General features: G+C 31.9%; 28 protein-coding genes and 1 tRNA gene. 2 read left to right on the forward strand and 27 right to left on the reverse strand.

Annotation, left to right across the window (positions count from 1 at the left end; genetic code table 11):
- Positions 1 to 2: 2 nt before the first annotated feature.
- The 20 genes from CVIC12175_RS03325 to CVIC12175_RS03420 form a co-directional block, all read right to left on the reverse strand.
- Positions 3 to 1,820, reverse strand: coding sequence for a peptidoglycan D,D-transpeptidase FtsI family protein (locus CVIC12175_RS03325; RefSeq protein WP_086302399.1), 1,818 nt, complete (start codon positions 1,818 to 1,820; stop codon positions 3 to 5).
- Entirely contained in the window at positions 1,820 to 2,110 is a 291-nt protein-coding gene (fliE, locus tag CVIC12175_RS03330; protein ID WP_086246599.1) for a flagellar hook-basal body complex protein FliE, read from the reverse strand. The genes CVIC12175_RS03325 and fliE overlap by 1 nt, the downstream gene beginning before the upstream one ends.
- A gap of 3 nt (positions 2,111 to 2,113) precedes the next feature.
- Positions 2,114 to 2,608 (reverse strand): flagellar basal body rod protein FlgC, encoded by a 495-nt coding sequence (gene flgC, locus CVIC12175_RS03335; protein WP_086246598.1) that lies wholly within the window; start codon positions 2,606 to 2,608, stop codon positions 2,114 to 2,116.
- A 10-nt stretch (positions 2,609 to 2,618) separates the two neighbouring features.
- On the reverse strand, positions 2,619 to 3,059 hold the full coding sequence (gene flgB, locus CVIC12175_RS03340) for a flagellar basal body rod protein FlgB (RefSeq protein WP_086246597.1): 441 nt from the start codon (positions 3,057 to 3,059) through the stop codon (positions 2,619 to 2,621).
- A 42-nt stretch (positions 3,060 to 3,101) separates the two neighbouring features.
- Positions 3,102 to 3,764, reverse strand: a complete 663-nt coding sequence (aat, locus tag CVIC12175_RS03345) for a leucyl/phenylalanyl-tRNA--protein transferase (protein ID WP_086302397.1) — start codon at positions 3,762 to 3,764, stop codon at positions 3,102 to 3,104.
- A gap of 3 nt (positions 3,765 to 3,767) precedes the next feature.
- Positions 3,768 to 5,855, reverse strand: a complete 2,088-nt coding sequence (locus CVIC12175_RS03350; protein WP_086302395.1) for an AAA family ATPase — start codon at positions 5,853 to 5,855, stop codon at positions 3,768 to 3,770.
- The gene (locus CVIC12175_RS03355) at positions 5,855 to 6,154 is read right to left on the reverse strand and encodes an ATP-dependent Clp protease adaptor ClpS (protein WP_086253994.1); all 300 of its coding nucleotides are present in this window, start codon (positions 6,152 to 6,154) and stop codon (positions 5,855 to 5,857) included. Before CVIC12175_RS03355 ends, CVIC12175_RS03350 begins: the two co-directional genes overlap by 1 nt.
- A complete protein-coding gene (locus CVIC12175_RS03360) occupies positions 6,144 to 6,755 on the reverse strand; it encodes a thioredoxin domain-containing protein (RefSeq protein WP_086315856.1) in 612 nt (203 codons plus the stop codon). Before CVIC12175_RS03360 ends, CVIC12175_RS03355 begins: the two co-directional genes overlap by 11 nt.
- Before the next feature lie 11 nt (positions 6,756 to 6,766).
- Positions 6,767 to 7,222, reverse strand: coding sequence for an SsrA-binding protein SmpB (smpB, locus tag CVIC12175_RS03365; protein ID WP_086256739.1), 456 nt, complete (start codon positions 7,220 to 7,222; stop codon positions 6,767 to 6,769).
- A gap of 91 nt (positions 7,223 to 7,313) precedes the next feature.
- Positions 7,314 to 8,486: a pyridoxal phosphate-dependent aminotransferase gene (locus CVIC12175_RS03370; protein ID WP_086315857.1), complete on the reverse strand. Its 1,173-nt coding sequence runs from the start codon at positions 8,484 to 8,486 to the stop codon at positions 7,314 to 7,316.
- Between the two features lie 2 nt (positions 8,487 to 8,488).
- Positions 8,489 to 9,160, reverse strand: a complete 672-nt coding sequence (cysE, locus tag CVIC12175_RS03375) for a serine O-acetyltransferase (protein WP_086255337.1) — start codon at positions 9,158 to 9,160, stop codon at positions 8,489 to 8,491.
- 2 nt (positions 9,161 to 9,162) lie between these two features.
- Complete coding sequence (speA, locus tag CVIC12175_RS03380) at positions 9,163 to 11,004, reverse strand: biosynthetic arginine decarboxylase (RefSeq protein WP_086256737.1); 1,842 nt, start codon at positions 11,002 to 11,004, stop codon at positions 9,163 to 9,165.
- Positions 11,001 to 12,230 carry a histidine--tRNA ligase gene (hisS, locus tag CVIC12175_RS03385; RefSeq protein ID WP_086256736.1) on the reverse strand — a complete coding sequence of 410 codons (1,230 nt, stop codon included), beginning with the start codon at positions 12,228 to 12,230 and terminating at the stop codon, positions 11,001 to 11,003. Before hisS ends, speA begins: the two co-directional genes overlap by 4 nt.
- Positions 12,227 to 12,805, reverse strand: coding sequence for a dTMP kinase (gene tmk, locus CVIC12175_RS03390; protein WP_086246587.1), 579 nt, complete (start codon positions 12,803 to 12,805; stop codon positions 12,227 to 12,229). Before tmk ends, hisS begins: the two co-directional genes overlap by 4 nt.
- Positions 12,795 to 13,277, reverse strand: coding sequence for a pantetheine-phosphate adenylyltransferase (gene coaD, locus CVIC12175_RS03395; RefSeq protein ID WP_086256735.1), 483 nt, complete (start codon positions 13,275 to 13,277; stop codon positions 12,795 to 12,797). Before coaD ends, tmk begins: the two co-directional genes overlap by 11 nt.
- A gap of 6 nt (positions 13,278 to 13,283) precedes the next feature.
- Positions 13,284 to 13,856 carry a flagellar basal body P-ring formation chaperone FlgA gene (gene flgA / locus CVIC12175_RS03400; RefSeq protein ID WP_086256734.1) on the reverse strand — a complete coding sequence of 191 codons (573 nt, stop codon included), beginning with the start codon at positions 13,854 to 13,856 and terminating at the stop codon, positions 13,284 to 13,286.
- A 71-nt stretch (positions 13,857 to 13,927) separates the two neighbouring features.
- Positions 13,928 to 14,002: transfer RNA gene (locus CVIC12175_RS03405), tRNA-Gly, on the reverse strand.
- 46 nt (positions 14,003 to 14,048) lie between these two features.
- Positions 14,049 to 15,227, reverse strand: a complete 1,179-nt coding sequence (locus CVIC12175_RS03410) for a molybdopterin molybdotransferase MoeA (protein WP_086255334.1) — start codon at positions 15,225 to 15,227, stop codon at positions 14,049 to 14,051.
- A gap of 7 nt (positions 15,228 to 15,234) precedes the next feature.
- Positions 15,235 to 16,494: a UDP-N-acetylglucosamine 1-carboxyvinyltransferase gene (gene murA, locus CVIC12175_RS03415; RefSeq protein WP_086255333.1), complete on the reverse strand. Its 1,260-nt coding sequence runs from the start codon at positions 16,492 to 16,494 to the stop codon at positions 15,235 to 15,237.
- A gap of 182 nt (positions 16,495 to 16,676) precedes the next feature.
- On the reverse strand, positions 16,677 to 18,026 hold the full coding sequence (locus tag CVIC12175_RS03420) for a class II 3-deoxy-7-phosphoheptulonate synthase (protein ID WP_086315858.1): 1,350 nt from the start codon (positions 18,024 to 18,026) through the stop codon (positions 16,677 to 16,679).
- Positions 18,027 to 18,197: 171 nt separating this feature from the next.
- Here CVIC12175_RS03420 and CVIC12175_RS03425 point away from each other — a divergent pair, with 171 nt between their 5' ends.
- Positions 18,198 to 18,977 carry a M48 family metallopeptidase gene (locus CVIC12175_RS03425; protein ID WP_202819652.1) on the forward strand — a complete coding sequence of 260 codons (780 nt, stop codon included), beginning with the start codon at positions 18,198 to 18,200 and terminating at the stop codon, positions 18,975 to 18,977.
- A gap of 24 nt (positions 18,978 to 19,001) precedes the next feature.
- Here the strand turns inward: CVIC12175_RS03425 and CVIC12175_RS03430 are convergent, their stop codons facing one another.
- From CVIC12175_RS03430 to CVIC12175_RS03460, 7 genes are read right to left on the reverse strand one after another with little or no spacing between them, the layout of a single operon-like run.
- Positions 19,002 to 19,793: a phosphatidylserine decarboxylase gene (locus tag CVIC12175_RS03430; protein WP_086253984.1), complete on the reverse strand. Its 792-nt coding sequence runs from the start codon at positions 19,791 to 19,793 to the stop codon at positions 19,002 to 19,004.
- Between the two features lies 1 nt (position 19,794).
- A complete protein-coding gene (locus tag CVIC12175_RS03435; RefSeq protein WP_086256733.1) occupies positions 19,795 to 20,898 on the reverse strand; it encodes a metallophosphoesterase in 1,104 nt (367 codons plus the stop codon).
- 29 nt (positions 20,899 to 20,927) lie between these two features.
- A complete protein-coding gene (hisG, locus tag CVIC12175_RS03440) occupies positions 20,928 to 21,542 on the reverse strand; it encodes an ATP phosphoribosyltransferase (RefSeq protein ID WP_086246576.1) in 615 nt (204 codons plus the stop codon).
- On the reverse strand, positions 21,536 to 22,162 hold the full coding sequence (locus tag CVIC12175_RS03445; protein WP_086256732.1) for a type III pantothenate kinase: 627 nt from the start codon (positions 22,160 to 22,162) through the stop codon (positions 21,536 to 21,538). The genes hisG and CVIC12175_RS03445 overlap by 7 nt, the downstream gene beginning before the upstream one ends.
- Complete coding sequence (locus CVIC12175_RS03450; protein WP_086253981.1) at positions 22,149 to 22,475, reverse strand: hypothetical protein; 327 nt, start codon at positions 22,473 to 22,475, stop codon at positions 22,149 to 22,151. The genes CVIC12175_RS03445 and CVIC12175_RS03450 overlap by 14 nt, the downstream gene beginning before the upstream one ends.
- Positions 22,475 to 23,476: an L-seryl-tRNA selenium transferase gene (locus CVIC12175_RS03455; protein WP_086315859.1), complete on the reverse strand. Its 1,002-nt coding sequence runs from the start codon at positions 23,474 to 23,476 to the stop codon at positions 22,475 to 22,477. The genes CVIC12175_RS03450 and CVIC12175_RS03455 overlap by 1 nt, the downstream gene beginning before the upstream one ends.
- Before the next feature lies 1 nt (position 23,477).
- Positions 23,478 to 24,035, reverse strand: a complete 558-nt coding sequence (locus tag CVIC12175_RS03460) for a hypothetical protein (protein ID WP_086256730.1) — start codon at positions 24,033 to 24,035, stop codon at positions 23,478 to 23,480.
- Positions 24,036 to 24,195: 160 nt separating this feature from the next.
- Here CVIC12175_RS03460 and gatC point away from each other — a divergent pair, with 160 nt between their 5' ends.
- A complete protein-coding gene (gatC, locus tag CVIC12175_RS03465; protein ID WP_086246571.1) occupies positions 24,196 to 24,483 on the forward strand; it encodes an Asp-tRNA(Asn)/Glu-tRNA(Gln) amidotransferase subunit GatC in 288 nt (95 codons plus the stop codon).
- The last annotated feature ends 3 nt before the right edge of the window (positions 24,484 to 24,486 follow it).

The following is a 24,486-nucleotide window of genomic DNA, read 5'->3' on the forward strand; positions in this document are numbered from 1 at the left end:
ATTTAGTCTAATATTATATCTGTATCTTTGTTTTTTGTCTGTTTTGTCTCTATTTTTGCAGGAGTTAGATAGCCATTTTCTATCATTAACTCAACTGTAGATTTAAATATTGGAAGTGCGCTCCATGATGCATAGTAATATGGATATGGTCTCATCGGTTCACGCACTAATACGCCAATAGTATATTCCTTGCCATTTTTATCACGAACAAATCCAAAAAAGTTAGCATTATATCGTTTATCGCTATAACCTCCACTTGCAGCTATGTGTGCGGTTCCAGTTTTGCCGCCAATTATTAGGCCTGGAATTTTAGTTCTTTTAGCCGTACCATTTGGACTTTCTACGACTTTTACTAATATCTCTTTCATCTTTTGAGCGCTTGATTTTGGTAAGACTTGAGTTCTTTCTTGCTCTTTATATTTGTATGTTTTAGAGTTTTTTTCTAAGTGGTTTGCAATACGCGGAGTAATCATTACGCCATCATTTGTAATAGCATTATAGGCTGAGAGAAGCTGGATAAAAGTAGCTTGTAATCCATAGCCATAACTTATTGTTGATTTATATACTTTATTTTTTAACTTAGAGATTGATGGCATATTTCCCACTTGTTCATAGCTTAGATCAATTCCAGTTTTTCTAGAAAAACCAAAATCTAATAACCCATTGTAAATTTCAAATTCATTTAATCTATCTACTATTTGTATCATACCGACATTAGAGGATTCTACTATTATATCTTGAGCGCTTAGAATGTCGTTTTTATGGCTATCTGTGATAACTCTTTTGCCTAATTTATACTTACCTCCATAGACATTTATAATCTCTAATGGGTCGATTTTGCCAGCTTTAAGAAGTAGGGAAAAGATAAATGGCTTCATAACTGAACCCATCTCATAGGCGTATTCGCTTGCTGTTGAATTTAGTGATTGGTAATCTTTTTTAGTGATACTTGATGGATTATATCTAGAGGTAGAAACTAATGAAATTATAGCTCCAGTTTTAGCCTCCATAACGCCTATTATAACTTCTTTAGCAATTAGTTCATTCATCTTTGCTGTGGCCATTTTTTCTAATATTTTTTGTAGTTTTAATGGAATATTTAAAACTACATTATATCCATCAATACGGCGAGATAGCTCAGCGTCTTTACTTAGAATAATTGTATTTGCTAGATCTCTTGGTCCTTTTGTTAACTCATCTTGAGTAGAGGATAACAAGTTATCATATACTTTTTCAATTCCTTTTACTCCTTCAACTTTTGTAATACCATCTATTTCAATCTTTTTGATATAGCCTATAGTTGGAGTTAGAGCATCGCTTGCCATGTATAGTCTTTTTTCTCCACTTTCTACGATACTCATTCCTTGAGTTGATACTATACCTGTTTTTGGATCTTGATAAGCGATAAATACTTTATTTCTATATAGCTTTCTAGCTAACTCTTTTAGATATGCAGCACCCTTGGCATCAATCTCATATGATAGAGTTACTAAGCCTTTTTTTGCTAGGATTTTTCTAATTTTTTTGGGATCATCGCCACTATATAAAGTATATAATTTTATAAATAACTCTTTTTTATTTGGATCAATATTTCTAGTATCTACCATAGCTTTAAATAATTTTTGGCTACTAGCTAAACTAAATCCATCTTGGCTCAAGATAGAGCCTCGCATAGCACTTGTGTAATCACTACTTTGGAGTTTTGGAAGTCTTCTTTCGATACTGGAGCGATAAAATATAACTGTTAAAAATATAGAGATACCAAGTATTATTAATATAAATACTATATATACCTTGCTCTGGCTGCTATTTTGATTCATTATAGCTGTGTTCTTGCTATCTCTTTATATGCACTTATGGCTTTATTTCTTACCTCTAGCATTAATTTCATACTTGTCTCTGCCTTGCCAATTGCAATTGCAGCTTGATGTAGATCTTTTACTTCACCAGTTGCTAGATCAGCTACTGCTTTATCAGCTTTTTGTTGAACATCATTTAACTCACCTAGAGTTTTATTTAAGATATCAGAGAAGCTTTGATCTGTTAAATTTGTACTTTTATTGCTTTTTTGTTCTATCGGATTTAAATTTGATATATTATTAATATTCATTTATTATCCTTTCATCATATCAATAGCACTTGTTGCAATCGCTTTAGCACTTTGAAATGCTGATACATTTGCTTGATATGCTCTTGTTGCTTCTATTAAATCGGCCATCTCAATAACTGGATTAATATTTGGTAGCATTACATACCCTTTTTCGTTTGCATCTGGATGAGTAGGATCAAATTTGATTTTAAAATCCTTATCATCACGAACAATCTTATCTACTATAACTGTAGAGATTGCAGGCTTAGGAAATCTTGGCGCATCTGGATCGTCTAAAGGATTCTCATTTTCTAAAAAATCATTTTTAGCATTTATTTGTTTATTTAGCTCTTGGTCAAATTCAATCGCTTTAAATACAACTTCTTTACGGCGGTATGGACCACCTTCTGCTGTTCTTGTAGTGTTAGCGTTAGCAATATTTGAGCTAATTACATTCATTCTAAAGCGTTGAGCGCTTAGACCATATCCGCTAATATCAAAATCACTTAAATATGCCATTATTTATCCTTTAGATTTTTGAGCTTGCGTCTATTACGCTTTTAAAGATATCGCCATGTTTTTTGCTAGCCGAATCTAGTGCTTGAATCATTAAAACATTTTTACTCATTTCGCTAGTTTCAATGTCTAAATCAACGGTATTAGCATCATTTCTAGCCATGTGGCCATCTCTTAGATATATAGTTGGTATCTTTGAAGATGGAAAATCAATAGATGCAAAATGCTTATCATTTGTTCTAGCAAGTTCTAGCTTTGGCTCATTTGAGCCTAATTTATAGACCTCTTTTCTTTTTTCTATTAAGGCAGTTTCAAAGTCAATATCTTTAGCTTTGTAAAAAGGAGTATCGATATTTGCAATATTACTAGCGATTAACTGATTACGAGTAACTCTGCTACTAAGAGCTGAATCAACTAACTGTTTTGACTTGCTAGTACTAAAACCTGCATACATCATATATCCTTTTTAAAATTTATTTTGAGATTCAAGCAAATTTTATTCCAAATTTGGCTCTAAATCTTTAAATTTTGCAAATCCACTAGGCTGATTTGACTTAATCTTTAAAAGTGATAAAAACTCATCTCTAGCTATATTTTGAGCTCCTAAAAACTCAAGATGAGAATTCATTACCTGTGCATCGATGATAAAATCATACTTTGATAAAGCTTTTGCTAATGTTATTAGAGCGACTTTAGAGGCATTTTTACCTACGCTTATCATGCTCTCACCACAAAAAATTTTACCAAAAATCAACCCATAAAGCCCACCAATAAGCCTATCTTGATGATATACTTCTACACTATGAGCATAGCCTAACTCATGCATTTTAATATAGCTATCTACAACATTTTGATCTATCCAAGTTGGCTCTTTGATCTCTCTTTGTATTTTACAAAAATTGATAAAATTTGCAAAATTATAGTCAAATTTAACTCTATAATCCCTTAAAAATGGTCGCAAACTCTTTTGAATTTTAATATTTTGAGGATAAAATATAGCTCTTGGATCTGGACTATGCCAAAATATGACTCCATCATATGGCCAAGGGAATATCCCATGAGTATATGCATCGATTAAAACCTCGCTACTAAGATCGCCGCCATAAGCTAGTGGCTCATCTTTTGGCGCAGTAATAGGGTTTGGAAAAATAGATTTCATAATTTATTTTACAGAATTAAAATCAAATTTAAACCCATCTTTATCAAAATCAATATTTGCAGTGCCGCCATTTTTTAAAGCACCCAAAAGCAATTCTTTTGAGAGTTTTAAATTTATATTATCTTTGATAGTTCTTTTTAGATTTCTAGCGCCAAATTCGTTGCTATATCCTCGTTTAATTAGCTCATCAACTGCTTTTTTACTTAGAGTAATCTTGACTTTTTTTGCTGATATCTCTAAGGCTTTTATCTCTTTTTGAACGATCTTTTCAAGAACATCATGGCTTAAAGAGTTGAAGTTTATTATTTTATCAATTCTATTTCTAAATTCTGCAGCAAAAAATCCTTTAACAGCTCTATCTGTTTTATCGCTATCATTTTTATTAAAGCCCATAATTGGCGCTTCTTTAGTGCCTAAATTTGAACTCATAATTATAATTGTATTTTTAAAATCACTCTTATTTCCACTAGCATCGCTTAGTGTAGCACTATCAAAAATCTGTAAAAATATATTTAAAAGTTCAGGGTGAGCCTTTTCTATCTCATCAAAAAGTATAACACTATATGGGTGTTTTTTCACCATATTTGTAAGCATTCCGCCATTTTCAAATCCGATATATCCAGGAGGTGCGCCAATTAGTTTAGCTACAGCGTGTTTCTCCATATACTCACTCATATCAAATCTCTCAAAATGAATATTTAAGGCATTTGCTAGCTCTTTGGCTAGTTCTGTTTTTCCAACTCCGCTGCTTCCGGTAAATAAAAATACGCCAATTGGTCTATTCTCATCATTTAATCCAGCATATGATGTGATAAGGGCATCATTTAAGCTCTTTATTGCAAGATCTTGTCCGTAAATTTTGGAGTTTAGTATAGAGCTTAGATTTTTTAAAATTTGAGTATTATCAGAGCTTGTTTGTATGTTTGAAACATTGGCCATTTTAGAGACTATTTCATTAATTTTGGTTTTTGTTACACTTTTTTTGTGTTCTATATTGGTAGCTGCGCCAGCTTCATCTATTATATCTATAGCACTATCAGGGAGAAATTTATCGCTTAGATATCTCTTAGCCATCTCTATGCTTTGATTTAAAACTTCATCGCTATATTTAACATTATGAAATTTCTCATAAGTAGCCCTTAGGCCTTTTAAAATTTCTAAACTCTCTTCTTTGCTAGGTTCTGCTACATCAATTTTATTAAAACGGCGAAGCAAAGCTCTATCTTTATTAAAATTTCTAAACTCACTATATGTAGTAGCACCTATACATCTTATATCACCATTTGCTAAATGTGGTTTTAAGATATTGGCTGCGTCTTGGCCGTTATCGTTGTTGCCAGTATTTAATATAGTGTGAATTTCATCTATGAATATTATATGATTTTTATTCTCTTTTAGGCGGTTTATTATCTCTTTTAATCTCTCTTCAAACTCACCTCTATACTTTGCACCAGCTAAAATAGCAAAGATATCTAGACTAAAAATTATACTATCTTTTAATCTAGCTGGGACATTTCCTTGGACGATTCTTTGAGCTATTCCTTGCACTATTGCTGTTTTGCCAACACCTGCTTCACCGACAAAGATTGGGTTATTCTTTTTATGACGGCATAAAATTTGTAATGCCTTATCAATTTCTTTATCTCGATTTATTACAGGATCTATCTGTCCATTTTTGACAAGTTCATTTAAATTTACAGCTACAGATAGGAGTTCATTAGTATCTATATTTAAGCCGTGAAATTCAAAAAGCTGATATGCTTGAGAATTTTTATCGGCTAGAACTTCATCTAAAAACTCCTCAATTCCAAAATTTTCCTCAGCAGTAATACTAGAGAATAATTCGCTAAGCTTATGAGTAAGAATTGGTGGCTTTTTTTCGCTAGATTTTGGAGACTCTTTGAGTATATTTATTAGATCATTTCTTAAAGCTATAACATCATTAATACCGATATTTTCTAGAATTTTTATAAATTCCTTATCAAATGTTAGAGTATATAAAATATGTTCAGTACTAATATACTCATGCGATTCGCTTAAAGCTAGGTCATTAGCTTGTTTTATTGATTTTGCTAGATTTTGTTCTATCATTAATCCTCTTTTATCACACATTTTAGTGGAAAGCCATTTGCCTTAGCAAGGCTTAATGTTTGGCTTTGTTTGGTTTGGGCAATCTCTTTGGTGTATATTCCACAAATTGCACTACCATTTTTATGAATTTGCATCATTAAATTTACAGCTTGATTTAGCTCTTTATTAAAAATTTCACAAAGTATCATTACTACAAAATCCATCGTAGTAACATCATCATTTAGTAAAATTACCTTATAAAGAGTAGGTTTAAACTCTTTTAATTTGGTTTTTGAAGTTAATGATCTTTTAGTTTGCATTTAAAATCTTATCTATATCTTGACTGATTGTGTTGGTGCTTACTTCGCCTAGGTAGAATTTATTTTGCGTTGTTGTACCGCCTAGATTATCACTTAGATTTTGGTATTTGCCATCTTTTAATACTACTTTAAATGGGATTGAAAGGGCTCTATTATAGCCTATATCATTTAGAGCTTGATCTATAATCTTGCTATTTTCTTTTGAATTTGATATGAAGTAGTAGGCATTATATTTTTTACTAAAGTTTTCTAAAACATACTCATCGCTAACATCTTCAAAGTGTATAAGACCAATTATCATAAATTTATCTGCGTTTTTAAGCTGAAAATCCATTAAGTGAGGAGCCTCTTTTTGACAAGGAGCGCAATATGTCCCAAATATATCAAGCATTAAAATTTTATCGCTATCTTTGAGTTTAAAGCCATTTTCTGTGCGTATAATAGTAGCTTTGCTGCCAATTATACTAGTTAATTCTATCTCATCTCCAGTTTTATATAAATTTGATTGTGATGTTTGTGTGGCATTTGACTCATCATTGCTACATCCACTAAGTGCTAAAAATATTGCTAAAAATATTGCTATAAATTTAATATTTTTCATATCTTTCCTTTTTATATATATCTTTTTAGGGCAGCTCTAGCCTCTAGATTTGCTTGCTTAGCCTTAAGCGCTTCTCGTTTATCATGTAGATTTTTACCTTTTGCTAAGGCGATGTTTGCTTTAACTATATTTTTATTATTTAGATATAGACTTAAGACAACTATGGTAAGACCATCAGTGCTTACTTTGCCTAGTAGCTTATCTATCTGTTTGCGATGCATAAGCAGCTTTCTAGGAGATCTCTCATCTGGACGAAAGTGTGAGTGAGCAGTCTGAAGATGGCTAATATGAGCATTTAATAAAAATAGCTCGCCTCGAATGATTCTTACAAAGCTATCTTTTAAATTTGCTCTACCAGCACGGAGTGCTTTGACTTCGCTGCCTTGTAAAATTATGCCAGCTTCAAAGCTTTCTATAATTGTATAATCATGAAATGCTTTTTTATTTTTTGCTAGATCTTTTCTCATTTTGATACTTTTTATAGTTTGTAAGCTTAGGATTATAGCTAAATATTATGAATTTAGTCTAAATAAGAGTGCCTTTATAGCACTCTTATTGTTATTTTTTATAATTTTTGACAAACTCAGCTATGCGTTCAATACCACGCTTTAGACTATCTAAATCGCATGCAAAACTAACTCTAAAATATCCATCCATACCAAATCCTACACCAGGAACTGTAGCTACTAGGCCTTTTTCTAAAAGCTCTTGACAAAATTTCATTGAGTCAGGCTCTACGTTTTTACAGTTTATAAATAGATAAAATGCTCCATCTGGACATACTACACTTAGGTTTTCTATATCATTTATAGCTTTTACAGCATAATCTCTACGCTCTATAAATTTACTTTTCATATACTCTATATCAGCATCAGCTTCTCCTAGTAGTGCTGGTATAGCGCCAGCTTGGACTATGCTTGAGATATTGCTTGTGCTTTGACTTTGTAGTTTTCTAAGGGCTTTATTTAGCTCATCGATACTACTTGCCATATATCCAAATCTCCATCCTGGCATTGCTCCACATTTGCTTAAACCATTTATTGTAATTGTTCTTTTAAACATATCATCGCTAATTGCTGCAGCTGCTATAAACTCACCACTATATGTAAGTTTTTCATAAATTTCATCGCTAACTACTAAGATATCACTACCTTCTAATACTTTGCCAATCTCTTCAAGTTCAGCTTTGCTATATACGCCACCGCATGGATTGCTTGGACTATTTAATACTATTGCTCTTGTTTTTGAAGTTATAGCAGATTTGATTTGGCTAGCTGTTAATTTAAATTTATTATCTTCACTTGTTTCAATGATAACTGGAGTACCACCGCAATATTTTACTATTTCAGGATAGCTTACCCAGTATGGAGATGGGATTATAATCTCATCGCCATGATTAATAATGCATGAAAATAGATTAAATAAAGAGTGTTTGGCACCTACATTTGTAATAATTTGATTTGGTTTGTAGTTTAGATTATTATCTCTTTTTAGCTTTATAGCAATAGCTTCTAAGACTTCAGGCGTACCAGGGACTGCGGTATATTTACCACAGCCTTTATCCAAAGCTAATTTTACTGCATTTTTGATAACTTCTGGTGTATCAAAATCAGGCTCTCCAGCACTAAAGCTAATAACATCAAGCCCAGCAGCTTTCATCTCTTTAGCTTTTGAGCTAATTGCGATTGTAAGACTCTCGCTTAGAACTGAAATTCTTTTAGATAATAACATTTTTACTCCTTTATTGATTTAATATACTCTTGATATTTTTTGTCTAATACTATTTTATCACTTCCTTGACATCCAAGATTTTCTATGCGATCTATTAGATAGATTAGCAATTCTTTTGTGATATCTGGCAGCTTATTGTGTTCAAATGGACGATTGTCACTGCTAATGCATTTAGCTGGAATTCCTACAGCTGTGGAGTGTGGTGGCACATCTTTTACTACAACTGAATTTGCACCAATTTTTGAGCCAGTTCCTATGGTGATATTGCCTAAAATTTTGGCTCCAGCACCGACAACTACGCCATTTTCTAATGTAGGATGGCGTTTGCCTTTATCTAGACTTACTCCGCCTAATGTAACTCCTTGATAAATCAAGCAATCATCGCCAACTATAGCTGTCTCACCAATTACTATTCCAGTAGCATGATCAATAAATACTCTTCTGCCAAGAACTGCTGCTGGGTGTAGATCAACTCTGGTTAAAAAATTACTAATTCCAGCAAGCATTCTAGCTAATTTATGCCACTTTTTATTCCATAAAATATGGATAATTCTATGATTGGCTACTGCCCATACTCCAGGATAATTAAAGATAAGATCTATGCAGCTACGATATGCTGGATCTTGTACTTTAGGCTGAGATAAATCCTCTTTAATAATTTGAAAAATACCCATCATTAGCCTATGGTTTTTAGATATCCATTATCGTTTAAGAATAGATATAGTTCGCCTAGAATATGTTTTTTTTGTTTTTCATTTACTAGTGTTGAATTTTCTATTCGTTCATTTAAAGTATCTCTAATAGCATGTATATCATAGTCTAAATCCTCTAATATATCCATGACAGATTGAGATTCTAAAATATTTTTTATCTCATAGTTGCCCTCTTCATTGATGATTATTGTAGCTTCAGTAGGGTGGGTAAATAGATTGTGTTTCATTCCAAGAACCTCTTGATATGCACCAACAAGGAAAAATCCTAAAAAATAATCCTCTTTTTCTAAATCAACATCATGCAAGAATAGCGGATTTTTGGTCGCATCAAAGCTAATTTCACCATCGCTATCACAAGTAATATCCCAAATAGATGCTGATAGGGTAGGGCGTTCATCTAATCTATCAAGTGGCATTACAGGGAAGTTTTGTCCAAGTCCCCAAAAATCAGGCAAGCTTTGGAACATTGAAAAATTAACCAAATATCTCTCTTGTACCTCTTCTTGAATTTTTAAAAGCTCTGCATAATTTTGTTTATTTCCTAAAAGCGAGATCGCTTTTTTCATAATTAAATGGACCAAAATTTCACTATTTGATCTATCTTGTAAATCTACATAACCTAAATCAAATAGAGTAAGAACGCTCTCCATATGATCGATTGCATCGTGGAGATACTCTATGGCATTGCTTGGCTTTATACTTCTATATAGGTCGTGCAATTCACTAATTAGTGGAGGATTATTCTCTTTTAATATTAGTTTTTCTTCTGTATATTCTTGACTAAATAGCTCAAGTACAGGAGCTACTAATACAGCGTGAGATGCAGCTATATATCTGCCACTTTCTATAAATATATCAGGTTCAATCTCATTTTTTTGATTAGCAATGCTTTTTAGTAAAAACACAACATCATTTGCATACTCTTTAAGTGTGTAATTCCTACTTGGATTATCTTTAAATTGTGAATACTCAATAGCCAAACCGCCGCCTAAATTTATAGCTTTTAGAGATTTTGCTCCCATTTTACGAAGCTCTGCGTAAATATTTCCTGCTTCTATAAGAGCTTTTTTGAGTGGATGAATTTCATTTATTTGACTTCCAATATGAAAGTGAATCATAGTAAATTGCTCAATTAGGTTATTTTCTTTTAGTAAATTTACTGCCTCAATTAGCTCTGTAGATGTAAGTCCAAATTTAGAGTTTATACCGCCACTTTTTGCCCATACGCCTGTACCACTGCTATGGAGTCGAATTCTAAGGCCAATATTTGGCTTTGGTTTAAATCTCTCTTTGGCAGTAGAGATAATTGATTTTAATTCATTTAATCCCTCTATTGTAAGAGTGATATTGTGTCCCATCTCAGCAGCGATAAAACCAATATCAATTAGCTCATTATCTTTAAATCCATTGACAGTAATTGGTGCGCCATAATTGTTATACGCCATAGCTAGCAGTAACTCAGCTTTTGAACCAGCCTCTAATCCATACCCATAGCTTTCTCCAATTTTAACTAAATTTTCTACAAATCCTGGATATTGATTTACCTTTAATGGATATACAGCATTAAAGTTACCACTATAGCCAAATTCTTTTTTAGCTCTTTCAAAACTTGAATATACTTGTACAATTTGCTTTTTAATAAGATGAGGAAATCTAAGTAGCAAAGGTCCCCTATATCCATCATTTCTAATATCTTTAACTATATCAATTAAAGCTGGTTTTAGGTCGCTATTTAAGCACGCCTTACCGCTATCTATGATAAAATTTGAATCCCCCCAAAGGCTTAATCCATAGTCGTTTGTCATATCTCACTCTCCAAATTTGCTATAGATATTCTTTTTTCATCTTTATTATTTAAATTTTTATACCAAATTTGATTTTGGCTAAATTCATCTTCTCCAAGGCATAAAAATATCTCAAACCCCTTTTTATCAGCAATATTTAGGTGTTTATTTGGGCTTTTTGCCTCATATGATATTTCGGTTTTATAATTTTTTCTTAGCATTTTACCTATTTTATAGATTTCATCAATTAAATTTGAATTTAATGCACAGATATAGATTCCTTGTCGTTTTGTCTCTTTTTGTTGTTGGCGAAGTATCTCCATGATTCTTTCTATGCCCATCGCCCAACCTACTGCTGGAGTAGATTTGCCTCCTAGATATTCACAAAGTTTATCATATCTGCCGCCACCTGCTACTGCACTTTGTGAGCCAATATCATTGCTAACAAACTCAAAGGCAGTTTTGCAGTAATAATCTAAACCTCGCACTAGCTTTGGATCGATTTGAAAATCAACTTGATTTGCTTTTAGAATTTCTTGAAGTTTATTAAAATCATCATTACAAATTTGATTTAGATTATCTGTAATTAATGGTGCATTTTGTAGTATATTTTGGCAGTTTTCATTTTTGCAATCAAGAATTCTAATTGGATTTGTTTGAAGTCTTCTTAGGCAGTCTTGGCATAGATTTTCTGTATTGTTTTGAACAAATTTAATCAACTTATCTTTATAGATTGGCATACATTGAGTATCTCCTAAAGAGTTAATTTTAAGAGTAGTTTTAATACCTAAAGTGTTTAAAATTTCATTTAACATTAAAATTACAGATGCATCTTCATACACGCTTGCCTCGCCAAAACACTCCACGCCAAATTGATGAAATTCTCTTAAACGGCCACGCTGAGGACGCTCATATCTAAACATACTGCCGTGATAAAAGTATCTTCTAACTCCACCAGCTCTATCAAACTTATTCTCTATAAATGCTCTTACTACTCCAGCAGTTCCTTCTGGACGAAGACAGACATCATTGCCACCTTTGTCTATAAATTGATACATCTCTTTACCGACAATATCGCTACTTTGTCCAACACTTCTTTTAAATAGGGCTGTTTCTTCTAGTTTTGGTACCTCGCAAAATTCATATCCATAATTTTTAACTACTTTTTCGCAAGTATCAATTATAAATTTATATAGTTTTCCATCATTTTCAAGCAGATCTTTCATACCGCGAAGAGCATTTATCATATAAATTTCCTTATTTTTTCTTGTATAACTTCTGGATTTAGCGATGCATCTACTTCTAATACATCAAATTTTAAATCGGCCAGTATTATACTCATAAATCCTTGAACTCTCATTAAATACTCAATTCCACGATTTTCAATATCATCACTTTGGCCTCTGCTAAAGAGTCTTTGGCGGATTAAATTCTCATCTGCTTTTAAAAATACAAACTTATCTCCAAAGTCTGAGCAAAGGGCGAATTTATTTAGTTCTATTAAGGTTTTGATATCTAAATTATCATCATTTGCCATGGCGTATGAAAGACCAGATACAAAACTTCTATCGCTTAAAATTAAATTTCCATAATTGGGCTTTAAAACTTTTTCATAGTGTTCAGCTCTATCAGCTAAAAATAGAAGAATCTCAGCCCTTTGCGATATTTTGCTTGCATTATTTATAAGATACTCTCTAATCATCAATCCAAGCTCTGTGCCACCTGGTTCTTTAGTTATTATAGCATCTTTGTAAATTTCTTTTAGCATATTTATTTGAGTGGATTTACCAACCCCATCAACACCTTCAAAGTTAATTAGCATACTCTTCCTTTATTTTTTGATAAACTTGCTTTGGTACAAGTGAGCTAATATCGCCATTATGGCGCAAAACCGATCTGACAATTGAGCTTGATATGAAGGCATTTTTAAGACTTGGCATAAAATATACTGTCTCAAATTGACTCCATAAAGAGGCATTAGCATAACCAATTTGTAGCTCATACTCAAAATCACTTACTGCCCTTAAGCCACGCACTACTGTATTAATATTTTGTGATTTAGCAAAATCAACTAAGAGATTATCAAATCCAATAACCTCTACACTAAGTAGATCTTTTGTAGCTAATTTAGCTAGTTCAATCCGTTTATGATAATCAAAATATGGAGTTTTAGACTCATTTAGTGCGACTGCTACTATTACTTTATCAAAGACATTACTAGCACGCCTAATAACATCTAGATGACCATTAGTGATAGGATCAAAGGTTCCTGGATATATGCATGATTTCATTATTTACCTCTATTTTATTATGGCTTGATTTTTACTAATTACTTGAGCTTTTAGTGTTTGATTATTTTGGTTTTTTACACTAATAATCTGTCCGATATTTCCATCATCAAGAGCTGTAACAATTATCTCAACTTTAAGAGAGCCATCATTTATTATGGCTGTGATTTTATCACCTTTTTTTATATCGCTTAGAGTTTTAAACTGGCGATTAGTTAATATTTTGCCGCGTTTTACCTTGCTTTTTGTGATTAATTGATATTTTGGAAAATGAGTTAAGGATTGCTTATCATAATCGCTAAAACTTACACTTTTTTGTTCAAAATCTCCTAAATTTAAAATATGATTTCTATTTATATCTCTTGAAGAGATTAATACTAAAAACTTAAAATCAATTTTAAATTTAAAAAATATGCTTTTGCTAGTAGAGTTTGGCGTAGTATATACGGCTCTAAATGTTCCGCCATTATCATGTAAACTAAGCAATATAATATCTTTTAGCTTAAATTTATTAAAATCATCTGGAAATTCATCTGGTTTGTCAATATTAATTGAGTTAATTATTGCAGATGGATACTCGCTCATAATAGTTTTATGGAGTTGATCTACAAGTGAATTACTAAAAAGTGGAACAAAAAGTATAAGAAGTAAAAATATGGAGCGGGAAACGAGATTCGAACTCGCGACCCCAACCTTGGCAAGGTTGTGCTCTACCCCTGAGCTATTCCCGCGTCTTGTTAAATTGAGTTGGAATAATACCATATTTTTACCTACTTGTCAAGAAATTTTGTAAATTTTTATCTCTTGATTATCGCAAATACCATTTTGACCAACATCGGAGATGTATATGTAATTTGATAAAGATATAGGCTTAATCATTGAAGGGCTATAAATATTATTATTTGTTGCTCTAAATTCACCATTTTCTGCTGTACCAATTACAATATTTGCTCTACTAGCTTTAAATTTTAAATTGCCTTTAAATTTGGCAATTTGAGATTCAAGCATATAATCGCTATGACCTGCTAATTTTTTAAGATATGGCAAAACTGCAATATAAACAGCTAAAAGACAAGACATCGGATTGCCCGGTAGGACAAAGATTAATTTAGAGCCTTTTTTATAGCATTTAGTAGGTTTGGTAGGGCGAACATCAATAGAGTCAAATAAGATCTCAAAGCCAAGCATATTTAAAACCTGATTCATATAATCAGCCTCACCCTTACTAGCACCTCCACTTGTAATGATAATATCATAATCATTGGAATTTTCAATAGCATCTTTTATAGATGAAATTTCATCTTTTAAAATCCCTTTATATTCACTTTTAAAGCCATGTTGATTAAGGGCTGAGATGATACCAAAGCCATTTGCATTATATATAGATAGATTATCGCACTCATCCCATGGTTCATTGATCTCATTGCCGCTACTAAAAATAGCTATTTTGGGCTCTTTAATTACCTCGATATAACTAATACCTTGAGTAGCTAATAGCATTATATTAGCAGGGGTTAGTTTGGAGTTTTTACTTAGTAGGAGTTCTCCAGATTTTATCTCTTCGCCTTTAATTTTTTTGGCATTGTTTTGTGGTGTATCTAGTGGAACGATTAGATTACCGTTATTGTCAAACTGTTCGTTTTCAATCATTACAACTGTATCAGCACCATCTGGAAAAATAGCACCAGTCATAATCTTATAGCATTCATTTGTAGCAATTTTATAGCTAGATTTATCACCGGCTAAGATAACTCCTTTTATCTTAAGTGGATTATTTATATCAGCATAAGCAAAAGCATATCCATCAAGTGCGGAGTTGTCAAAAGCTGGCAAGGATCTATTAGCTATAATATCTTTGGCTAAAATCCTACCAACAGCACTGCTAAGTGGTAAAATTTCGCTTTTGTTTAGTGGCTCAATTGTGCTAGCTAGGTTAAATACTTCATCAACTCTCATAACTTACTCACTCGCTAAGTCTTTTAATATCAGCTCCAATTGCTGTAAGTTTGGATTCTAGATTTTCATAGCCACGATCAAGGTGATAGATTCTGTGAATTCTAGTTATACCTTGAGCTCGTAGTGCTGCTATGATTAGTGCTGAACTAGCTCTAAGATCAGTAGCCATCACATCAGCACCATTTAGCTTGCCTCCTGTTATAGTGGCTATATGGGCGTTTAGTTTGATATCTGCGCCCATTCTAGATAGTTCGCTAGCATGCATAAAGCGATTTTCAAACAATCTCTCATCAATGCTAGAAACTCCATCAGCTACACAAGCAAGAGCCATAAATTGTGCTTGCATATCCGTAGGAAAACCTGGAAATTCAGTTGTAATAATATTGCATGGTTTTAGGTTGCCATCGCTAATAACTTTGATGAAATTTGATCCAAATTCAAATTTAACCCCCATATCTGATAGTTTTGAGGTGATAGCTACTAGGTGATCTGGATTTATATTTTCTAATACTACCTTACCTCCAGCAATAGCTACAGCACACATATAGGTTCCTGCTTCTATCCTATCTGGAATTACTGTTATCTCATCTATGTTTATTAAGGATCTATTAGTGCCATAAATTACAAGCTCACTTGTTCCAATGCCTTCTATTTTAACTCCATTTTGGTTTAAAATTTCGCATAGTTGGACAACTTCTGGCTCTTTAGCAGCGTTAAATATTTTTGTTATTCCATTTGCTAATGATGCGGCCATTATGATATTTTCTGTACCAGTTACGGTAATTTTATCAAATACAATATTTGCACCTTTTAAACCATCATTTGCACTAGCTATTACATAGCCATCTTTTATCTCTATTTTAGCACCCATTTTTTCTAATGCGCTTAGGTGTAAATCAATTGGTCTAGCTCCAATAGCACACCCTCCAGGTAAAGATACCTCGCAGTGGCCAAATCTAGCAAGCAATGGCCCAAGTACCAAGATAGAAGCACGCATAGTGCGAACAATATCATATGTAGCTTTGGTTGAGTTTATATTTAATGTTTCTATTTGCAAGGTTGAATCTTTAAATTCAGCAGTAGCACCTAAATTTTGTAATAATTTTATTAATGTTTTAATATCTGCTACTTGTGGTGTGTTTTGGATTTTTACTCTGTTTTTGGCTAAAATTGTCATAGCAATTATTGGTAATGCTGCATTTTTAGCGCCACTTATTGCTATTTTACCTTCTAAATTTTTTGCACCTTTGATTTGTAGATAATCCATATAATTTCGCCTTAATTTAAAATAGATGATGATTATACCAAAAATATGCTTATATAGTAATTTTAGATTTAAATTATAATGTAATAGGTAGCAGAATTTTAGGGCAATTTAATTTATATTGCCCTAAACTTATAATTTTTGTTGAGTTATAATAAAGCTACTTATGGTTAAATAAAATTATCCTAAGAGCGAGATTTTTTAACCTCATCAGCGATTAAAAACGCAAGTTCTAAGGCTTGATCTGCATTTAGTCTTGGGTCGCATTGAGTTTCATATCTACTAGCAAGTGCTTCTTGGGTTACATTAAATGCCCCACCTGTGCATTCAGTAACATCTTGTCCAGTCATCTCTAAATGCACACCTCCAGGTATAGTACCACAAGCATGATGTATATCAAAAAAACTCTTAACTTCTTTCATAACATTATCAAATTCACGAGTCTTATATCCATTGTTTGCTTTTACTGTATTACCATGCATTGGGTCTATACTCCATAGTATATTTAGCCCTTCTGATTTTACATCTTTTAAGATATTTGGTAGATAGTTTTCAATCTTATCTGCACCCATTCTAATAATGATATTTAAACGACCATTTTCATTTTGTGGATTTAATTTATTAGCTAGATTTATTACATCTTCAGATGTAGCATTTGGTCCGATTTTACAGCCGATTGGATTTTTTACCCCACTTAAGAAGTGTACATGCGCATCATCTAAACCTCTAGTTCTCTCACCAATCCATAACATATGGGCTGAACAATCATACCAATCTCCGCTTAAGCTATCAACTCTTGTAAGAGCCTCTTCATATGGTAATAATAGAGCCTCATGCGATGTATATAGTTTGGTTTCGCTTAGGGCTGGAGTATTAGCAGTGGTTACGCCACACGCTTCCATAAATTTAAGAGTATTAGTAAGGTCTGAAGCTAGCTTTTCAAATTTTTCATCAAGCTCACCACGCTTTATAAAGCCTAAATTCCATCTATGAACCTCATGAAGATTAGCCAAACCTCCACGAGAAAATGCTCTTAGAAGATTTAAGGTTGAAGCACTTTGATAGTATGCATCTATCATGCGTTTTGGGTCTGGAACTCTAGCAGATTCATTAAATTCAAATCCGTTTATAATATCCCCCCTATAGCTAGGAAGTTTAACTCCATTTATCTCTTCAAAATCGCTACTTCTAGGTTTGGCAAATTGACCAGCAACTCTACCAACCTTAACAACTGGGCATCCGCCAGCAAATGTAAGAACAATAGCCATTTGTAGCATAATCTTAAACATATCACGGATACTATTTGCATTAAAATTTGCAAAACTCTCAGCGCAATCTCCACCTTGAAGTAAAAAGCCATTACCTTGAGTTGCTTTTGCTAATTTTGCTTTTAAATCTCTTACTTCTCCGGCAAATACAAGTGGCGGAAGTTTGCTAAGTTTATCTTCGCATGCTCTAAGTTTTGCAATATCAGGATATACTGGTTGTTGTAAAATATTATAGTCTCTCCAGCTATCTTTATTCCATTTGCTCATTTTTAACCTTTTAAATTTGTATAAAAAACTAGATTATAACTAAATTATCTTAAATTCTAGCAAAATTTAAAATTATTTAGTTTGGAATTAGTTGTAGCGTTTATTTAGGTAATGTTCTTAAATTTAATATAAAATTGTGTAAAATTAATAAAATTAAATTTAAGGAATAAAATGAAAAGATATCTATTGATTTTTTTTGCAATAATTTTAACTGGTTGTATGCAAAATACAACAAATGTGGGCAAATCACAAGTAGATAGGTCGCAATTAATGCTAATATCTAGTGATGAGATTAATGAGGCTTCGGCTAAGGCTTATATTGATGTAATTGCTCAAGCTAAAGCTTCAAACACTCTAAATAAAGACCCAAAACTAACTAAAAGAGTTAGAGATATATCAAATAAATTAATTGCTAAAGCGTCATATTTTAGAGAAGATAGTGCTAAATGGGATTGGGAGGTAAATGTTATTACAAGTGATACTATCAATGCTTGGTGTATGGCTGGTGGTAAAATAGCAGTATATACAGCTATTGTAGAGAAGTTAAATTTAAATGATGATGAGATAGCATTTATCTTAGCTCACGAGATTGCACACGCTTTAAGAGAGCATGTAAGAGAGCAACAAAGTCAAAATATGATAAAAAATGGGCTAATAGGAGTGGCATCTATTTTTGGTGTTGATAATACAATTTTAAGCGTTGCAGATTTAGTTGCAAATGTAGGAGTTACTCTACCATTTAGCAGATCGCATGAGAGCGAGAGCGATGAGATAGGATTGGAGCTTGCCTATATGGCTGGATTTGACCCAGATGGTGCAGCCTCGCTATGGAGAAAAATGCAAGAGAATTCAGGTAATGGCGGGTTAGAGTTTTTAAGCACTCACCCAAGCCATGAAAGGAGAATAGAAAATTTGCAAGCTTTAGCTAATAAGTTAAAATCTAGTAAGTAATTTAATAATTTTTAGTAGCCTAAGCTAGCCTAGTTTGGCTATGCTTTGGCCTTGCTTTAATACTTCATCTCTTTTGATATTATAATTTATAGCACCATTTTGACTGATGATTACAATGGTAGAACCTAGCTCAAAGTTGCCTATATGTTCGCCTTTTTTTAAATTTAGATTATTATACTCATAAAATGCTGGAGCTAAATTTGCATTGGTTTTGATTCTTGGTTCAAAATCAAATTTCATCTTACCTACATTTAATGCACCGATAAATACTATCCACGCTAATTTACCATTATCTAGTTTTACTTTTAGGGTTACTCGTTCATTTTGAACATAGAGATTGTCGTGTTTTATAAGAGCACTTTTTGCTACGCTAAAGAGTTTGCCAGGAGTGTATTCAAGACTTAAAATCTCTATATCATACGGAGCATGATAATGATGATAATCTTTTGGAGATAGGTATATGTTGATATAATCAAACTCACCATCAAGTTCGCCATTTTTAAGAGATTTGCCTAATAACTCATCTATGCTATACTCTTTTGATTTTATGCTATAAGCTCTTAGATTATCACCTTTTGCACACTCTAGACATAACCCATCACATGGCGAGACAAATCCATCATCAAGCGATCTTGGATTGTTTAATTCTCTAGTAAATAATGCATTTAGACTATTATAACTACTTATAGGATTAAATTCACTCATATCAATTTTAAAATGTTTGACATACCAGCTGTTTATAATATTTTGAAGCCATTTTGGAAATTTATAGTGTGCTACTAAACCAAAATAGTTGGAAAATTTATTATAATCCATATTATTCTCCCTTAAGCTTTAAATATACAATTTCGCTATTTGTTCCTACTCTAAATGGAGGCCCCCATAGTCCAGCACCACTACTTACCACTATTTGCATATTCTCATTTATTTTATATAGTCCATAGATATATTTTTGGTTTAGCCATACTAAAAAAGAAAATGGAAAAATTTGCCCGCCATGAGTATGGCCTAAAATAGCTAGATCAACATCTTTATGAAGATATTGTAATGATCTTGGCTGATGAGTTAATAAGATTGTAGGTAGATTTGGATTGGTATATTTAAGAGCTTTGATAAAGTCTGGTTCAAATTTGCCCATTTTAAAACCAGTGATATCATAGACTCCAGCTAAATTTACTCCCGCAATTTCAAGGCTTTGATTTTCTAAAACTTTAATTCCAAGTTCTTTAAATTTATTTATTAATCCATCAATTCCGTGATAATACTCGTGATTGCCAACAACCATAAAGGTGCCAAATTTGCTATTAACATCTTTTAACGGATCTAAAAAATCGCCAATTTCATCACTGCTTAAATCAACTAAATCACCTACAATAAGCAAGGCATCTGGCTTTAATAGATTGATCCTATCAACAAGAGAAGCCATATACTCTTTTTGAAAAAACTCGCCAATATGTACATCTGTTATTATGGCTAAATTTAGCGGAGTTTTAAGATTTTTTATCTTTATATCGTAGTTTGTAATAATAGTATTAAAATTAGCATTATAAGCGCCAACAATAATATATAAAATAAAACCTAAAATAATACAAATATCAACAATAAATTTGGCTATTTTTTGATTATTTCTTTTTAGTTTATTTATGAAAAATAGGGCTATTTGAAATGGTATAATGGTGCAAAATAGCATAAAACTCACACCTATACAAATAATTGATATTTGATATATCATAGGTGGAAGTGGAGAGCTTTTAATAGCGATAAAATATGCCGCTTCAAATAGAAAAATAAGAATAAAAACTATTCTTAATGTCCATTTGAATTTAGATAAAATCAGATTATTTTTAAGAGATTTATAATTATATAAATTCATACCTAAAAATATTAGCATAGATAAAGGAATGAATATATATGGACTCATTTTTTGCCTTATTGTTGATCTGGGTTAGCTTAGTTTTGAATAATGCTATTTATCTTATGATATAAAGATAGAATTTCATCACGCTTGGTTATAAAGCTATTTTTATTTGCAATTAGATGAGCGCTGCTTTGCATTATCTCTTGGGCTACTTTTAGTCCGTTTTGTTTCATCGTGGTTCCAGTCTCTACAATATCTACAATAGCATCACTAAGTCCTACAAGTGGAGCTAATTCGATAGAGCCATACAGCTTAATTGTTTTGACTGCAATTCCTTTTTGATCAAAATAATTTTTGGTTATATTTGGCATTTTAGTAGCAATTTTTAACTCTGGTTTTGTATAGTCTAGCTCTTGATTATCTTTAATTCCAATACAAACTCTGCATTTTCCAAGTCCAAGATCAAGAAGTCTAAGCACATCACATCTATGTTCTTCAAGTACATCAAGGCCTACTACACCAATATCTGCAGCACCTTCGGTGATATATGTAGGGATATCTTGATTACGAACCATTAGGAATTTAAAATCACCTTTTTGCATAATGAGTTTTCTATCTTCAAATTTAAAATCATCTCCAAAAATTTGACTAAAAATTTCTAAAGTTTGCTCAGCAATTCTACCTTTTGGCAATGCTACGCTTAGCATAAAATCTCCTTATTTTCATTTATAGCTCTTTGCATACCACGAAAGATTAGCATTCTATCATATAGTGATTGAGAAAAAAATCTAGATAAAAACTCTCCATCTCCACCGGTAAAATATATGGATTTTCCACTTGCAAAATCATTAATTAGATTTACTATTGGTTTTATTACTCCATAGCTAATTGCATCTTGTGTGCGTTGCGGCAAACACTCAAGATCTACTTGAGAGTTTAATGGTATATCCAGTCTTGGTGATATATTTTTAAGACTAGATAGAGTTGTGGTAATTCCAGGCATAATAAATCCACCTATATGGCATCCATTGGCCATCAAATCAAGCGTAATAGCACTGCCTGCATCAACAATTAGGCCATTATTAATAGCATAACATGCAGCAGCTCTATCTACACCTAATCCAATATAAGTGCTATTTAACTTTATATATGGTTCAATATCTATAAATAATGGATTAGAAAGCTTTTGAGCAACTTTTTCATTCACATTGATATAGTATATTTTCTCTTTTGGCTCATATGTATTAAATTCATCAATACTTAAATTCCAAATCTTTCTACCATCAAAAAAAGTAGCATTAGTATTGCCAATATCACATAAAATCATAAAATTTCCAATCTAAATTTGATTTTATAACTTTTGAACAGATAGCAGAGTTATAAAATAGACCAAATTTCACTATATTTATATCAAATTTACTCTTAACAAGCTGACTTATCTTTTTTAACTCTTCAAGCTCTTTATTGACAAATCTGCTTTTGGACTCTCTAAAAAATAGTAGATTATAAAATCCACTACTATCAACGCCTAAATATAACTGATAATTGCGTTTTTTACTAAACTCTTTAATATCAAGCGTTTTAAGATTTTTAAGTAAAATTTTATGCTGGTTAAAAATATTGCAAACTCTATTATCCATTATTTTAATTCTAATATCTCATCATCATAATAAAAGGCATTTGCACCTGTAAAACTCTTTTTGCTAATTTTAGAATTAAGCTCTATAATCTCAAGATTTTCTAAGTTTAAATCAGTAATAAACATATAGCCAGTTTTTTCAAATATATATAGTTTATCATCTTTTGGAATAACTCCTGAAAATATGGCAAATTTGAAATTCTTGCTAGAAATTTTATTAAGATCAAGATCTAAAATCTCAACCATACCATCTTTTAGGAATATATAAATTTTGTCAGCATAAATTAAAACATCTTTAATCTGGCCATCATAGTGTTTAACACCTTCTGGTGCGATTGCCATTAGTTTTGTAGCGCTTGCTGCAAACATTTTATCACCAAGCAGATCTAAAAATATAATATTGTTAAAAAATGGCTCACTGCTTACTATAGCATCTCTTAATATACGACCACTAGCTGTATCTACTATCATGATTTTGCCATCTAGCGTTGGATAGACTGTAATTGAGTTTAAAAATATTGGGTTTGCCATCTTAGCATCAATTGCATATGATGGTCCAATATTATATTCTAAAAGTAGTTGATCGCTTATCATATCTATAAGATAAATAGTGTTATCTACGCTAAGTGCTGCAAGATAATTATCATTTATAGAGGCTGATACTATTCTAGTTTTAAATTTGGTAGTATAATACTCATCTTTATCTAATAAAACCTTAAATGAACCATCTATACTAGCTACTAATAGCTTATCTTGATATTTACCTAAAAAATTATCATCTTTATTTAAATTTAACTCTATAACTTCACCACTTTTAAGCAATACGCTTCCATTATCTAAAACGGCTCCATATTTGCTAGTTTGATGCAGTGAAGAGTCTAAGTAGTTTTTAAAACTCATATTTTTAGATATAAACTCAGGCTCATAATACTCTCTTTTAGTGTAGCAACCAGCAAAAATAAAAATAGCCAAAGATAGTGTAACGCATATTTTAAGATTCATACTATTTTCCTTGGTAGTGTTCTAAATTCTTAGCTATTGGTTGTAGTGGAGAGTTTAGTGGAATTTTTGCAAATTCACTTTTTGCTGCATCTATTTTATCATCTTTTAGTAACTCATATCCATCTATTAAAGCGTTATAGTTTGATAAAATTTTAGATGATTTATGGCCTTTTAGATTTTGTAAAACCTCTTTTAAAAGCGGGTCAATATCTAAAGCTATTGCTTCATCTATAAGTGCGGTTGAATTTAAATCTGCTGTTTTAATCACAAAAAGAGCATATAAAGATGGATTTTTAGCTATTAAAATCTCTTTTGCACTACTATCATTTGGGTCATTTATCAAGCTAATGTATGCTTTGTTGGTTTCTGATTTTGTTGATTCTTCTATATAATTTGAGATACCATATCCGATAATTGCAATAATTATTATGATTGTTATAGCAATAAAAATTTTCTTATTACGCCTAAAAAATCTCTCACCCTTTATAGCATTTTCTAAAAATTGCTCTTGAGAGCTAATCTCGCTTTTGATATAATCAATATTTTCTTTAACTGCCAAAGTAACTTCCTTAAAAATAAAAATGCGCTAATTCTAGCATAAACTTTCTTAAAATATAACAAATAAAGTGTAATTATTAAAAAGTTGCCAATATTGATAATTTATATCTAAGAAAACTTATGATATAATCGGCGCCAAAATTTAAATTTGGAGTGCAACTGTGCAGATTGATGATAAGATGCTTGAAAAACTAGAAAAATTAAGCGCACTAAAAATTCCTGATGAAAAACGTGAAGAGTTTAAAGATCAGCTTAGTAAAATTGTTGATTTTGTAGATGTTTTAAATGAGCTAAATTTAGATGGTATAGAGGCTGCTGTGAGCACTGCAAATGGTGGAACTCCACTTCGTGATGATGAACCACGCAAAAGTGATGTAATAGATATAATCTTACAAAATGCCCCACAAAAACAGGGCAAAAGTTTTGAAGTTCCAAAAATTATTGAGTAGAAA

It is taken from the genome of Campylobacter vicugnae, assembly GCF_002139875.1.
GTDB classification, from domain to species: Bacteria; Campylobacterota; Campylobacteria; order Campylobacterales; family Campylobacteraceae; genus Campylobacter; species Campylobacter vicugnae.

Excerpts from the sequence above, each read along its gene's own strand:
- CVIC12175_RS03325 (WP_086302399.1), bottom strand. The coding sequence starts at position 1,820 with ATGAATCAAAATAGCAGCCAGAGCAAGGTATATATAGTATTTATATTA.
- fliE (WP_086246599.1), bottom strand. The coding sequence starts at position 2,110 with ATGAATATTAATAATATATCAAATTTAAATCCGATAGAACAAAAAAGC.
- flgC (WP_086246598.1), bottom strand. The coding sequence starts at position 2,608 with ATGGCATATTTAAGTGATTTTGATATTAGCGGATATGGTCTAAGCGCT.
- flgB (WP_086246597.1), bottom strand. The coding sequence starts at position 3,059 with ATGTATGCAGGTTTTAGTACTAGCAAGTCAAAACAGTTAGTTGATTCA.
- aat (WP_086302397.1), bottom strand. The coding sequence starts at position 3,764 with ATGAAATCTATTTTTCCAAACCCTATTACTGCGCCAAAAGATGAGCCA.
- CVIC12175_RS03350 (WP_086302395.1), bottom strand. The coding sequence starts at position 5,855 with ATGATAGAACAAAATCTAGCAAAATCAATAAAACAAGCTAATGACCTA.
- CVIC12175_RS03355 (WP_086253994.1), bottom strand. The coding sequence starts at position 6,154 with ATGCAAACTAAAAGATCATTAACTTCAAAAACCAAATTAAAAGAGTTT.
- CVIC12175_RS03360 (WP_086315856.1), bottom strand. The coding sequence starts at position 6,755 with ATGAAAAATATTAAATTTATAGCAATATTTTTAGCAATATTTTTAGCA.
- smpB (WP_086256739.1), bottom strand. The coding sequence starts at position 7,222 with ATGAGAAAAGATCTAGCAAAAAATAAAAAAGCATTTCATGATTATACA.
- CVIC12175_RS03370 (WP_086315857.1), bottom strand. The coding sequence starts at position 8,486 with ATGTTATTATCTAAAAGAATTTCAGTTCTAAGCGAGAGTCTTACAATC.
- cysE (WP_086255337.1), bottom strand. The coding sequence starts at position 9,160 with ATGGGTATTTTTCAAATTATTAAAGAGGATTTATCTCAGCCTAAAGTA.
- speA (WP_086256737.1), bottom strand. The coding sequence starts at position 11,004 with ATGACAAACGACTATGGATTAAGCCTTTGGGGGGATTCAAATTTTATC.
- hisS (WP_086256736.1), bottom strand. The coding sequence starts at position 12,230 with ATGATAAATGCTCTTCGCGGTATGAAAGATCTGCTTGAAAATGATGGA.
- tmk (WP_086246587.1), bottom strand. The coding sequence starts at position 12,805 with ATGCTAATTAACTTTGAAGGTGTTGATGGGGTTGGTAAATCCACTCAA.
- flgA (WP_086256734.1), bottom strand. The coding sequence starts at position 13,856 with ATGAGCGAGTATCCATCTGCAATAATTAACTCAATTAATATTGACAAA.
- CVIC12175_RS03410 (WP_086255334.1), bottom strand. The coding sequence starts at position 15,227 with ATGAGAGTTGATGAAGTATTTAACCTAGCTAGCACAATTGAGCCACTA.
- murA (WP_086255333.1), bottom strand. The coding sequence starts at position 16,494 with ATGGATTATCTACAAATCAAAGGTGCAAAAAATTTAGAAGGTAAAATA.
- CVIC12175_RS03420 (WP_086315858.1), bottom strand. The coding sequence starts at position 18,026 with ATGAGCAAATGGAATAAAGATAGCTGGAGAGACTATAATATTTTACAA.
- CVIC12175_RS03425 (WP_202819652.1), top strand. The coding sequence starts at position 18,198 with ATGAAAAGATATCTATTGATTTTTTTTGCAATAATTTTAACTGGTTGT.
- CVIC12175_RS03430 (WP_086253984.1), bottom strand. The coding sequence starts at position 19,793 with ATGGATTATAATAAATTTTCCAACTATTTTGGTTTAGTAGCACACTAT.
- CVIC12175_RS03435 (WP_086256733.1), bottom strand. The coding sequence starts at position 20,898 with ATGAGTCCATATATATTCATTCCTTTATCTATGCTAATATTTTTAGGT.
- hisG (WP_086246576.1), bottom strand. The coding sequence starts at position 21,542 with ATGCTAAGCGTAGCATTGCCAAAAGGTAGAATTGCTGAGCAAACTTTA.
- CVIC12175_RS03445 (WP_086256732.1), bottom strand. The coding sequence starts at position 22,162 with ATGATTTTATGTGATATTGGCAATACTAATGCTACTTTTTTTGATGGT.
- CVIC12175_RS03450 (WP_086253981.1), bottom strand. The coding sequence starts at position 22,475 with ATGGATAATAGAGTTTGCAATATTTTTAACCAGCATAAAATTTTACTT.
- CVIC12175_RS03455 (WP_086315859.1), bottom strand. The coding sequence starts at position 23,476 with ATGAATCTTAAAATATGCGTTACACTATCTTTGGCTATTTTTATTTTT.